This is a genomic window from Gemmobacter nanjingensis, assembly GCF_014652195.1.
In the GTDB taxonomy this organism is placed as follows: Bacteria; Pseudomonadota; Alphaproteobacteria; order Rhodobacterales; family Rhodobacteraceae; genus Gemmobacter; species Gemmobacter caeni.
This window is the reverse complement of sequence record NZ_BMYI01000002.1, coordinates 551,973-563,850: the sequence shown is the minus strand read 5'-3', so window position 1 is coordinate 563,850 and position 11,878 is coordinate 551,973. Positions and strand designations below refer to the sequence as shown.

General features: G+C 62.5%; 13 protein-coding genes and 2 tRNA genes. 9 read left to right on the top strand and 6 right to left on the bottom strand.

Going from position 1 to position 11,878, the window contains the following annotated elements; all coding sequences use genetic code 11:
- The first annotated feature begins 382 nt into the window (after positions 1–382).
- The 5 genes from IE126_RS07735 to IE126_RS07715 all read left to right on the top strand — a co-directional run bounded on the left by IE126_RS07735 (position 383) and on the right by IE126_RS07715 (position 2,626).
- A complete protein-coding gene (locus tag IE126_RS07735; RefSeq protein ID WP_189380623.1) occupies positions 383–838 on the top strand; it encodes a hypothetical protein in 456 nt (151 codons plus the stop codon).
- Positions 839–905: 67 nt separating this feature from the next.
- Positions 906–1,466: a hypothetical protein gene (locus tag IE126_RS07730; RefSeq protein WP_189380622.1), complete on the top strand. Its 561-nt coding sequence runs from the start codon at positions 906–908 to the stop codon at positions 1,464–1,466.
- 125 nt (positions 1,467–1,591) lie between these two features.
- Positions 1,592–1,780, top strand: a complete 189-nt coding sequence (locus IE126_RS07725) for a hypothetical protein (protein WP_189380621.1) — start codon at positions 1,592–1,594, stop codon at positions 1,778–1,780.
- Entirely contained in the window at positions 1,780–1,941 is a 162-nt protein-coding gene (locus IE126_RS07720) for a hypothetical protein (protein WP_189380620.1), read from the top strand. Before IE126_RS07725 ends, IE126_RS07720 begins: the two co-directional genes overlap by 1 nt.
- Before the next feature lie 100 nt (positions 1,942–2,041).
- The gene (locus IE126_RS07715; RefSeq protein ID WP_108126729.1) at positions 2,042–2,626 is read left to right on the top strand and encodes a hypothetical protein; all 585 of its coding nucleotides are present in this window, start codon (positions 2,042–2,044) and stop codon (positions 2,624–2,626) included.
- A 387-nt stretch (positions 2,627–3,013) separates the two neighbouring features.
- On the opposite strand, the gene IE126_RS07710 is transcribed toward IE126_RS07715, so the two are convergent.
- Positions 3,014–3,088: transfer RNA gene (locus tag IE126_RS07710), tRNA-Gln, on the bottom strand.
- 141 nt (positions 3,089–3,229) lie between these two features.
- Positions 3,230–3,304, bottom strand: a tRNA-Gln gene (locus tag IE126_RS07705).
- A gap of 82 nt (positions 3,305–3,386) precedes the next feature.
- Here IE126_RS07705 and IE126_RS07700 point away from each other — a divergent pair.
- The 3 genes from IE126_RS07700 to IE126_RS07690 all read left to right on the top strand — a co-directional run bounded on the left by IE126_RS07700 (position 3,387) and on the right by IE126_RS07690 (position 7,222).
- Positions 3,387–4,565 carry a BaiN/RdsA family NAD(P)/FAD-dependent oxidoreductase gene (locus IE126_RS07700; protein WP_108126731.1) on the top strand — a complete coding sequence of 393 codons (1,179 nt, stop codon included), beginning with the start codon at positions 3,387–3,389 and terminating at the stop codon, positions 4,563–4,565.
- Between the two features lie 118 nt (positions 4,566–4,683).
- The gene (gene rpe / locus IE126_RS07695; protein ID WP_189380619.1) at positions 4,684–5,379 is read left to right on the top strand and encodes a ribulose-phosphate 3-epimerase; all 696 of its coding nucleotides are present in this window, start codon (positions 4,684–4,686) and stop codon (positions 5,377–5,379) included.
- A gap of 79 nt (positions 5,380–5,458) precedes the next feature.
- Positions 5,459–7,222, top strand: a complete 1,764-nt coding sequence (locus IE126_RS07690; RefSeq protein ID WP_229825303.1) for a SulP family inorganic anion transporter — start codon at positions 5,459–5,461, stop codon at positions 7,220–7,222.
- Here IE126_RS07690 and IE126_RS07685 read toward each other — a convergent pair whose 3' ends face one another.
- Positions 7,223–8,407, bottom strand: coding sequence for an NAD(P)/FAD-dependent oxidoreductase (locus IE126_RS07685; RefSeq protein ID WP_189380618.1), 1,185 nt, complete (start codon positions 8,405–8,407; stop codon positions 7,223–7,225). It lies immediately after the preceding gene.
- Positions 8,408–8,617: 210 nt separating this feature from the next.
- Here IE126_RS07685 and IE126_RS07680 point away from each other — a divergent pair, with 210 nt between their 5' ends.
- Positions 8,618–9,400: a helix-turn-helix transcriptional regulator gene (locus IE126_RS07680; RefSeq protein WP_158640433.1), complete on the top strand. Its 783-nt coding sequence runs from the start codon at positions 8,618–8,620 to the stop codon at positions 9,398–9,400.
- Between the two features lie 4 nt (positions 9,401–9,404).
- Here IE126_RS07680 and IE126_RS07675 read toward each other — a convergent pair whose 3' ends face one another.
- From IE126_RS07675 to rpsB, 3 genes are all read right to left on the bottom strand, one after another.
- Positions 9,405–9,845 carry a hypothetical protein gene (locus IE126_RS07675; protein ID WP_189380617.1) on the bottom strand — a complete coding sequence of 147 codons (441 nt, stop codon included), beginning with the start codon at positions 9,843–9,845 and terminating at the stop codon, positions 9,405–9,407.
- Between the two features lie 115 nt (positions 9,846–9,960).
- Positions 9,961–10,869, bottom strand: coding sequence for a translation elongation factor Ts (gene tsf, locus IE126_RS07670; RefSeq protein WP_054303587.1), 909 nt, complete (start codon positions 10,867–10,869; stop codon positions 9,961–9,963).
- Between the two features lie 70 nt (positions 10,870–10,939).
- On the bottom strand, positions 10,940–11,704 hold the full coding sequence (gene rpsB / locus IE126_RS07665; protein ID WP_108126741.1) for a 30S ribosomal protein S2: 765 nt from the start codon (positions 11,702–11,704) through the stop codon (positions 10,940–10,942).
- Positions 11,705–11,878: the final 174 nt, after the last annotated feature.

The following is an 11,878-nucleotide window of genomic DNA, read 5'->3' as shown; positions in this document are numbered from 1 at the left end:
CTGAAATGCCGCACAAAAGGCCTGATAGAAGACCGCACTCGATCACACCTCAGGAAGCGTCAAAAGCAACTTGCATCACGGGCGGCAACCATAGAAGGGGGCGCAGTCCGCGACCGACCGGGGGAGGGCTTTGGAACAGGGTCTGAATCTGCGGAGCTCTTATGACCGGGGAAGGGTTTGGGTGTTCGTGTCGTTTTGCACGTTACTTAGTTTATATGTTATACAAGAAACATAATACTTAGAATGTTCTTATATACGGGCAAAACGACACGCTTTTCCTTCCCCGGCCATAACGTCAGTAACGGGCAAAACGACACGAATTTTCTTGTGCCGTCCCGGCGGGTATCATACTGTTATACCATTGCCCGCACAGGAGTAGCGCATGACCACAAACCTTATCCGTATCCCCGAGGAACACGCGGACCAGCTTCTCCAGATCGCCGCCGCCGAAGGCAAGACCATCGTGGAAGCCCTTTCCGGCATGATCCGCGCCAAGGTGGCCGAAGGCGTCATTCCCGCCGCCGTTCCCGGTATCAACGTCGCCAAAACGGGGGACGTTATCACCATCAAGACGGCGCGCGGTTTTGAAGCCGCTGTCCCGGTGAACCAAGGCCCGACGCTGGCCGACCTCTTGAAGAACCCCGGCGCAGCCTCCGACCCCGAGCGCAAGAAACGGTGGATTGAAGGTCTGGCCGCGATGTCCGGCATCAAGGTCAAGCGGTCTGGCAATAGCCTGACCCTGATTAACCCCATGACTGGCCGCGAGTATGCGCTGGCCCTGACTGTGGCCGCTGCTGTGGCGGATCAGATCGAACAGGAAGCGAACCGCGCGGCCTGAACGAAAACAGGGGCCACCGCGCCAACGGTGAACCCCTGAGAAGCCTTCATATTGCATGGAAGAACATATGCGGAATCCCGCTGAATCACAAGATGAATGGGAAGATGATGAGGGCCGCATCTGGCCCGTGGTCAAACTGACCGCCTATGACCGCCGCAGGAACGAACTGCGCGAGTTGGAGGCGAAGCGCGATGCCCTAGAGGCAAAGAGTGATCTGGACGACCGGGAACGCCAGACCCTCGCCACGCTGATTCCGGTAATAGCCAAGGCGCAGGAACGCTTTGAGCGTGAAGGTAAGCGCGCAAAGGAAGACCTTTGGCGCAAGCGCCGTGGTGTAGATGAATGGCGCGCGGGCGAGGGGCGCGACGATTACAACGCGAAGCGCCGAAAGGTGCGCCATCATCCGAATGCGGATTTGTCCGACATGACGCCGGATCAGAAGGCGCAGTATGAACGCGACCGCCGTTCGGATGCAAACTGGTTCAAGCGCCAGCGTGAAAAGGGCGTGAACGAAGCGGCCATCACGGCAGCCTATGCGGAACGGCTGGAAGTCAGGCGGCGGGAACGCGAGGAACGGGCAGAAGACGAAGCCGCCATGGCCGACATTCGGCGCCGGGCGATTGTCTGAAATAGCTATCCGGCTACCTAGCTGGATAGCTATATAACATATTGAAAATAAACAAATATGCCTCTTGACGGCGGATTCGTCGCCCGCCTAGGTTCCCGGTGCCGAGCAACACAAGGAACCCGACAATGCCGCACTTTATCCCCGATACCGCCTATGACCGCCTGCTGTCTGATCTGGCCGGGGCCTTCATGGCCGCCGCCACCAGCACCGGCACCGACCTGCGCGACAAGCTGGCCGAGGTGCTGGCCGCTGCGGACGTTCTGCCTGAGGCTTGCCGGGGGAATTTTGCGGAAGGGGTGGCGGTGGCGGCGTGATGGAAAGTTTTCAAAACGACTGTAATTTAGTCTGTTCACTGAAAATTCTGCCGCATATGGGGGCGAAAAATAAAAAACAGCCAAAAACGCAAAATCTTGAAATTGCCTACGGCAGAAAAATTCTGGCTCGTGCAGTCACGAATCACGGCAAAATGCCCTGACAGACGGCGGAAGGCCAACCCGGCCTCGGAAACTGAGAAGGCTTCCGCCCCTGTCCTGAGACTATCGACTACCAAACGCAATCAGACATGAGGTTCTGAAATGAACATTAAACTTTCGTCCATCACTGAAACCAACATCCAGAAGGAGGCCGATATGGCTATGGATAACACGAACACGCCCGAAACCGCAACCGCCGAGGCGGGCCACTTGGAGGCCGTCTATGGCGGTGGAACTCGGTTCGTCATGCGGGACGTCGCCTTTGATATGCTGTTGGACATGGACAGCCTTCAAAGTGCTGTGCGTCAGGCCTTGTGTGGCATCACGAACGGAACCACCGAAGCCTTTCTTGAGGTGTTTTCCGAATCCGAACATGCTGTCCCGGTGTATGAATTTTTTGTCGGTGAAACCGGCAAGTTTATGTTTGAACTGCGCGAGGCGACTGTGAAGGCCTTGACCCGGTCCGATACCGCCGCGCAGGCAGAGCTCGCGGATGTGCTGGTGCACTGGAATATTCTGCCGGAACGTCTGGCGGAGCTTTATCGCGCGACTGAGGAGGCCGAGCGTCTGGTGAATGACTTGGCCGAGAAGGCGCGGGGCGGCTCTGATATCGCGCTCGTGGCGCTTCTTACGGCTAAGGAATCTTGTCTGGCTATGGTCGCTGATATTGAGAAGCTGGCGGCCTGACCGCGACCAAAACGGGCGCCTTCACTGGCGCCCGTTTTTCTTTCCATCCCAACCGACATTCCTCGGCCCGCGCGTATGAATAGGTATGCGGTGGACACGCCGGGCCGAGGCTTCTGGCCGAATGTGTTGCGATCAGTCGGAAAGTGCGCGGGTCTATTCACGCCCATCAACCCCGACATTGCACGGCGGCAAAGTTCTCCGCTGCGCGGTGCCAGTTCTGGTTCGTTTCAAACCAATGGGAAGGGCGGGGCGTTTGCCTCGCCTTTTTCTTCATCCCGTGGAGAGTCGCAACTGTGGTTCCCGGCCCATGTGGAACACCCACAAGACTGTAACACATGGCGACACGGCCATGTTATTAAGTCTTTGATTTTAAAGGGAAAATTTGATTGGCTGGGGTGCTAGGATTCGAACCTAGGTATGGCGGTACCAAAAACCGCTGCCTTACCACTTGGCGACACCCCAACCGTGGGGCGGTGTTTAGTCAAAGCCGCGCCCCCTGACAAGAGGGTCTGAAAGGAATTTCGAAAGTTTTGTGAAATATGAAGGACTTGCGGGCCAAAGTTAAGTCTTTGGTGCACTGGGCAGGTCATACTGTGGAGGATTTGGCTGGGGTGCTAGGATTCGAACCTAGGTATGGCGGTACCAAAAACCGCTGCCTTACCACTTGGCGACACCCCAACCGTGCGGCGGTGTTTAGCCAAGCTTCGCGGAGGGTGCAAGAGGCTTTTGCAGGCTTTCCGACCTGTGCTAAGCCGCCCGCATGACCGAAGTGGATGCAATCATTCTTGGGGCCGGGGCGGCCGGGCTTTTTGCCGGGATCGAAGCGGCGCGGCGAGGCCGTCGCGTGCTGGTGGTCGATCATGCGAAGGCTGCGGGCGAGAAGATTCGCATCTCGGGCGGCGGGCGCTGCAACTTTACCAATCTCGACATCCGGGCCGAACGCTTTCTGTCGAGGAACCCGCATTTCGCGCTGTCGGCGCTGAAACGTTATACCCAATGGGATTTCATCGCGCGGCTGGATGCGGCGGGAATCGCCTGGCATGAAAAGACGCTGGGGCAGTTGTTCTGCGATGGCTCGGCCACTCAGATCGTGCAAATGCTGACCCGGCATCTGGCCCAGGCGGGTGGCATGCTGTGGCTCGGGACAGAGCTGGGGGCGGTGACGCGGGACGGGCCGGGTTTTCGCGTCGAGACCGCGCGCGGCGCGGTGATGGCGCAAAGCGTGGTGGTGGCGACGGGCGGCAAGTCGATCCCGAAGATGGGCGCGACCGGCTATGGCTATCGCATCGCCGAGAGCTTCGGTCTTGGGCTGGAAGAGACACGCCCGGCGCTCGTGCCGCTGACGCTCGCCGCGCAGGAGCTGGAGCGGACGAAGCTGCTGTCCGGCACGGCGGTGACCGGCAGCGCCAGCCATGGCCGCACGCGGTTCGACGAGGCGGTGCTGTTCACCCATCGCGGGCTGTCGGGGCCTGCGATCCTCCAGATCAGTTCCTATTGGCGCGAAGGTGATGCGATCACGCTGGACCTCGCAGGCGGTCAGGATGCCGGTGCGGTGCTGCGCGCCCAGCGGCAAAGCGGCGGGCGTATCGCGCTGCGCACGGCGCTGGCGCGGGTCGTGCCGGAAAAGCTCGCGCGGTATCTGGAGGAAGCTTCGGGCCTGACTGGCAATCTGGCCGATCAGCCGAACGCGGCGCTCGACCATCTGGCAGCGCTGGTCCATGCGCATCGCATCACGCCGGTGGGCAGTGAAGGCTATCGCACCGCCGAGGTGACGCTGGGCGGGGTCAGCACCGATATGCTGGATGCCCGCACGATGGAGGCGAAGGCTGTACCGGGGCTCTATTTCATCGGCGAGGTTGTGGATGTGACCGGCTGGCTGGGCGGCTACAATTTTCAATGGGCGTGGTCGTCGGGCTGGGCGGCGGGTCAGGTTATTTGAATCTGATAATGATGATTATGTAATATAAACTATCATGCGAAGCCTGAAAACCCTGTAACACTTGCATTCCGGCCCGGCGAAGGCCAAAGAACGATCAGCAGCCACAAGGACCGCGCCCATGACCTTCTCCCGCGCCATCAAGATCGCCCCGTCGATCCTTTCCGCCGATTTCGCCAATTTCGGTGCCGAATGCGAAGCCATCGAGGCGCAAGGCTGCGACTGGGTGCATGTCGATGTGATGGATGGACACTTCGTTCCGAATCTGACTTTCGGGCCAGCCACTTGCGCGGCGATCCGCAAGCACATCAAGGGCGTGATGGACGTGCATCTGATGATCGCGCCGGTCGATCCTTACATCGATGCTTTCGCCCAGGCCGGTGCCGATGTGCTGACCGCGCATCTTGAGGCCGGACCGCATATCCACCGCACGCTTCAGGCGATCCGCGCGCATGGCATCAAGGCGGGTCTGGCGCTGAACCCGGCGACCGGGCTGGATAGCCTGTCTTATCTGCTCGACATGGTGGATCTGGTCTGCGTGATGACGGTGAACCCCGGCTTTGGTGGCCAGAAGTTCATTCACAGCCAGGTCGACAAGGTGCGCGCCCTGCGCGCCATGATCGGCGACCGGCCGATTCACATTGAAATCGACGGCGGTGTAACACCGGAAACCGCGCCTTTGGTGGCGGCAGCCGGGGCTGATGTTCTGGTCGCGGGTTCGGGCGTGTTCAAGGGTGGCTCGGTTGCTAATCCGGCGCCCTATGGCGAGAATATCCGGGCCATCCGTGCCGCGGCTGAGGCCACCCGGCAAGCCTAATACATATTCAATACTTGCAATGTGATTTTTCCGGGGCTATTCCGGCCTGATCTGCCGTTCCGGCATGACGGAGTCTGCGATGCGCCTGAATCCACGCCGCTATCTGCCGATCCTGGATTGGGGATCGCGCTACACCGCCGAGACGCTGGGCAATGACCTGCTGGCGGCGGTGATCGTGACGATCATGCTGATCCCGCAATCGCTGGCCTATGCGCTGCTGGCGGGCCTGCCGCCCGAGGTCGGGCTTTACGCCTCGATCGCGCCCCTGGTGCTTTACGCGCTGTTTGGCACCTCGCGGACGCTGGCGGTCGGCCCGGTCGCGGTCGCGAGCCTGATGACGGCGGCGGCGGTGGCGCCGCTGGCGGCACAAGGCACGCCGGAATACCTTGGCGCGGCGGTGGCTCTGGCGATGCTGTCAGGCTTGATGCTGCTGGCGATGGGTGTGCTGCGGCTGGGGTTTCTGGCCAATTTCATCAGCCATCCGGTGATTTCCGGCTTCATCACCGCCTCAGGCATCCTGATCGCCGCCGGGCAACTTCCGCAGATCCTTGGCGTTTCAGCACGGGGCGAGACGCTGCCGCATCTGCTGTCCTCGCTCTGGGCAAAACTGGGTGACACCAAACCTTCTGCCCTCATGATCGGCGGCGCGGTCATCGCTTTCCTGTTCTGGAGCCGCACGCGGCTGAAACCCTTGCTGATCGCGCGGTTCAACCTCAGCGCAAGGCTGGCGGGCGCGCTGTCGCGCGCGGCGCCCATTCTGGCCGTGGCGCTGACCATCCTCGCGGTCAAGCTGTTCGCCCTGACGCTGCCGGTGGTGGGCGACATCCCGCGTGGCCTGCCCGCGCCCACCCTGCCCCCGTTCGACCCGGTTCTGTGGTCACAGATCGCGGTGCCCGCGCTGCTGATTGCGCTGGTCGGCTATGTGGAGACGATCTCGGTCGCGCAGACGCTGGCCGCCAAACGCCGTCAGCGTATCGACCCGGATCAGGAGCTGATCGCGCTGGGCGCCGCGAATGTCGGCGCCGCCGTCTCGGGCGGCTTTCCGGTGACGGGCGGTTTCGCGCGATCTGTTGTGAACTTCGACGCAGGCGCCGAAACCCCGGCGGCGGGCGCCTTCACCGCCGTGGGCATGGCCGCCGCCACACTGTTCCTCACGCCGCTGCTGGCCGATCTGCCGAAAGCCACGCTGTCGGCCACCATCATCGTCGCGGTGCTGAGCCTCGTCGATCTGGGCGCCCTGCCCCGGACCCTGCGTTACAGCCGCGCCGATTTTGCCGCCATGCTGGCGACCATTCTGGTGACGCTGGTTCTGGGGGTGGAAACCGGCATCAGCGCCGGGGTGGCGCTGTCGCTGGGGCTGCATCTGTGGCGGTCATCGCGCCCGCATGTCGCGGTGGTGGGTCAGGTGCCGGGGACCGAGCATTTCCGCAATATCGACCGGCATAATGTGGTGACGGCGACCGATGTGCTGTCGATCCGCATCGACGAAAGCCTTTACTTCCCGAATGCGCGCTTTCTGGAAGATCGCCTTTTGGCCGAAATCGCCGATAACCCCGGCCTGCGCCATATCGTGCTGATCTGCAATGCGGTGAATGTGATCGACAGTTCGGCGCTGGAGACACTGGAGGCGCTGAACGCCCGCCTGCGCGACGGCGGCGTGACGCTGCACCTGTCCGAGGTGAAAGGCCCGGTGATGGACCGCCTGTCGCGCAGCCATTTCCTGCACGAACTCAGCGGCCGGGTTTTCCTGACGCAGTATGATGCGATGGTGGCACTCGCACCCGCCCTCACCGCAGAAACCCGCGCGGCGGCACGGGTGGAAACGGCGAAGGCGGCGCGCTGATCAGACCACCGCGCGTTCGCGGAACGGGCGGTTTTCCAGCATCCGCGCGACCGACAGGTCGCTGAGGTCGATGCTCTGCCAGCCGCCGGTCAGCAGATGTTCGGCGATGCCGCGCCCGACGGCGGGCGATTGTTGCAGCCCGTGGCCGGAAAAACCGTTCATCAGAAAGAGGTTCGGCAGTTCAGGGTGCGGCCCGAGAATCGCGTTCTGATCCAGCGTGTTATAGGCGTAATGCCCGACCCAGTGGCGCACCACCTTCACCGCGTCGAACCCCGGCGCGCGATTGTAAAGCTGCTCCCAGATGACATCCTCGAACAGATGCAGGTCGGGGTCGAAATCATCCGGATCGCAGGGGCCATCGTCCTGCGGTACGGTGGCGGTGATCCAGTGTTCATGCTCGGGGCGCAGATAGTAGCCCGCATCCACCAGCAGGGGCGCCTCTGGGTGGCGGGCGTTCGGCGCGTCAATTACGAAGACGGTGCGCTTGCGCGGCTCCACCGCCAGATCGAGGCCTGCCCAGCGGCAGATCTCGGCCGCGCGGGTGCCGGCGGCATTGATTGCGGCGGCGCAGGCGATGGTGCCGCGCTTTTCCAGCGTCACCGCCGTTACCCGCCCGCCTTCCACCGTCAGCCCGGTGGCGCGGTCGGTCACGAACTCCGCCCCCTGCGCCCTTGCCGCCGCGCGGAAGCCTGCGAGCAGGCCCATATTGTCAAACCAGCCTTCATCGCGGCTGCCGAAAGAGCCTGCGGTGATGTCGTCCACCTGCATCCAGGGGAACCGCGCCTGCACCGCCTCGGGGGCCAGCACCTCGGTCGCGGCGCCGTGGGCGCGCTGCATCGCGGCCACTTCCTCAAGGATCATCCGCCCCTCGTCGCTGTGGCTGAGGAACAGATAGCCGTTTTCCCTCAGACCCAGCGAGCCAACGCCCGCCTCGACCCCAAGGCTTTCGCGGAAATCACGGATGAAGCCCACGCCAAAACGCGAGATTTCCACATTCACCGCCGTGGTGAATTGCTGGCGGATCGAGGCGACGGAAAGCGCGGTGGAGGCTTGTGCGAAGCTGGTGTCACGCTCCGCCACCAGAACACGCAGGCCGGGCTGCATCCTGGTCAGCCAGAACGCTGCCGAAGCGCCCATGACCGCGCCGCCAATGATGATCACATCATACCGATCCTGCTGTTCCATTGCCTGCCTCTGCACTGTTTGGCCCGTGCTATCGCAGTCCGCCTGCCGCTGCCAGCCCATCCGCGACATGCCCCGCTTGCCCGCGCCAGTCATAAACTTTTGATTGAACGGTCAGTATTTCGCGCGCATATGCCCGTGGGAAGGTCGACAGGCCGCAGTGGAACAGGCAGCCTTGAAACAGATGACTCGGACCTTGCGAAAGGCATGCTGGTGACGCGGATTCTTGACCTGCTGAACGGAATCGCGACGGCCAAACAGACGGCTGAAGTCTGGTCCATGGCGACCGGATTCTTTGCCGATCTCGGTTTTGCCCGCGTGAACTACGGCTTCAGCCGGTTCCGGCACGGGGCCTCAATGGGGCGGCCAGAGGATATGCTGTTTCTCAGCACCTTTGACCCCGGCTATGGCCAGATGTATTTCGGGGGCGGCTTCTATGCCCGCACGCCGCTCTATCGCTGGGCGCTGGAGCATGACGGGCTTTGCACCTGGCGCTGGGTGGCCGAACGTCACGCCGCAGGCCAGCTTGCGCCGGACGAGGCGCAATCGGTGGCGCAGAATGCGGCGCTTGGCCTGACCGCAGGCATCACCATCAGCTTCCCTGAGGCCAGCCCGCGCCAGAAGGGTGCGTTGGGTCTGGCCGCTGACCCAGGACTGAACCATGACGATGTGGATGCGGTTGTCGCAGGCGAAGGCGCTGCCTTGCAGGCCGTTGCCCATGCGATGCATCTGCGCATCTGTCACCTGCCCTTCACTCCGCAGCGCCGCACGCTTTCGCAGCGCCAGCGCGAGGCGCTGGAATGGGTGGCCGAGGGCAAGACCACGCAGGAGGTCGCGCAGCGCATGGGGGTTTCCGTCGCCATGGTGGAAAAGCACCTGCGGCTGGCCCGGCAGGCGCTCAATGTGGAGACCACCGCCCAGGCCGTCGCCAAGGGCACCCTGCTGAACGAAATCCTGCATCACCGCCTGTCGCCGGTTCTGCGCGCAGCGGAATAGGCGCTTACGGAAGAAGGCTGGTGCTGAAAGACTGGTTCAGGCGTTTGGACGCTTCGGTCATAGCGGCCAGCGGATGCCTCAGGAACCCTGCAAGCCCCGCGCCGGAAAAAACCACGCCGACATCCGTCGCCTTGCGCCCGCGCCGATCCAGCACGCAGGTCAGAACGCCCGCCGTATCGCCGTAGCGGCTGTGAAACTGCACATCCGGCCAGGTGCCGACCACCACGGTCGATGTTTCAAGGAAGGTGACCATCTTGGTCAACCGGACCCGGCGCAGCCCTTCATATTGCGGAAAGATCGCTTTCTGGAAGGCCGAGACACAGGCCTCGTCGCGTGCCTTCCAGTCAGCGGCACGGAGGCTGTAATCGCGCTTCACCGTGACTGTATCCGCAAGGGCAGAACTGGCACAGAAAGCGGCTGCAAACAGAAGGATGGAAAAGCGCAACGGGAAGCTCCGGCCAGGGAATCGCACACATGCACTATCGTCACCGGCGGGCCGCTGTCACCTGCAAAAGAAAACGGCGCCCGAAGGCGCCGTTTCTGTCGGTCTGGAAACCGGATCAGCCCTGAAGCGCCTTGGCAACTTCGGCGGCGAAATCCTCTTCCTTCTTCTCGATGCCTTCGCCGACGGCGACGCGGGCATAGCCGGTGATTTCAACGCCAGCCTCTTTCGCCGCAGCTTCCACGGTCAGGTCGGGGTTGATCACGAAGGCCTGACCCAGCAGCGTGTTCTCGGCGAGGAACTTCTTCATCCGGCCGGGAATGATATTGTTGTGGATCACCTGCTCGGGCTTCGGCTTGGCCGAAGTGGCGTTTTCTTCCAGCGCCTTGGCGGTCTGCACAGCCAGTTCACGCTCCAGCACGGTCGGGTCCAGCGTGGCTTCCGACAGCGACAGCGGCGCGGTGGCGGCGATGTGCATGGCGAATTGCTTGCCGATGGCCTGCGCCTTGGCAGCATCACCTTTCAGCGCGACCAGCACGCCGATCTTGCCCATGCCTTCGGTCGCGGCATTATGGACGTAGGAGACGACGGTATCGCCTTCCAGAACGTGCAGACGACGCAGGGTCATGTTCTCGCCGATACGGGCGATGGCATTGGTCAGCACCTGTTCCACGGTCTCGCCGTTCAGATCAGCGGCTTTCACCACTTCGATCGACTCGCCGGTTTGCAGGGCAACCTTGGTCACTTCGCGCACGAGGTTCTGGAAGTCCTCGTTCTTGGCCACGAAGTCGGTTTCCGAGTTGATCTCGACAGCCACGCCGCGGCCATTGCTGACGGCGACGCCGATCAGGCCCTCGGCCGCCACGCGGTCGGCCTTCTTGGCGGCTTTCGCCAGACCCTTGGTGCGCAGCCAGTCAACGGCGGCTTCCATGTCGCCATTGGTCTCGGTCAGCGCCTTCTTGGCGTCCATCATGCCCGCGCCGGTCGACTCGCGGAGCTCTTTCACCATCGCTGCGGTGATCGTCATGTGTATTCTCCCAGAAACGGATGATCCCGACGGGCTATGCGCCCGCCGGGTAACGTCTGTGCGACAAAGCTCAGGCTTCGGCGGCAGCCTCTTCCTCGGGCGCTTCTTCCAGCGCGCCAAGGTCGACGCCGGCGGCGCCAAGCTGAGCCGACATGCCGTCAAGCGCGGCACGGGCCATCAGGTCACAGTAGAGCGAGATCGCGCGGGCGGCGTCGTCGTTGCCCGGGATCACATAATCCACGCCCTTGGGCGAGCAATTGGTGTCGACCACGGCCACGACCGGGATGCCCAGCTTCTGTGCCTCGAGGATCGCCAGATCCTCTTTACCCACGTCGATGATGAACAGCAGGTCCGGCACGCCGCCCATTTCACGGATGCCGCCCAGCGAAGCCTGAAGCTTGGCCTGCTCGCGTTCCATGTTCAGACGCTCTTTCTTGGTCAGACCTTCGGCGCCGGTGGCCAGCAGTTCGTCGAACTGCTTCAGGCGCTGGATCGACTGCGAAACGGTCTTCCAGTTGGTCAGCGTGCCACCGAGCCAGCGGTGGTTCATGTAGTATTGCGCGCATTTCTCGGCGGCTTCGGCGATCGGCTTCTGGGCCTGACGCTTGGTGCCGACGAAGAGGATGCGGCCGCCCTTGGCCACGGTATCGCGCACGACTTTCAGAGCCTGGTCCAGCATCGGGACGGTCTGGGTCAGGTCGACGATATGGATGCCGTTGCGGTCGCCGTAGATGTACTGACCCATCTTCGGGTTCCAGCGCTGGGTCTGGTGGCCGTAGTGAACGCCAGCTTCAAGCAGCTGACGCATGGAAAACTCGGGGAGCGCCATGTCCATTTCCTTTCCGGTTTGCGCCTCGGCGAAGCCTTGAGGGATCTCTCCCAACCGGCGGACCCGCGGGGATGTCTCCCCCGAAAGCCCAAGCCTCGCCTGTGAAGTGCGCCGCCTTTAGCGCCTGTGCCGGAGGATTGCAACCCCTTGCCCGGCTTTCGCGCCTCTGGCACCTGTCGG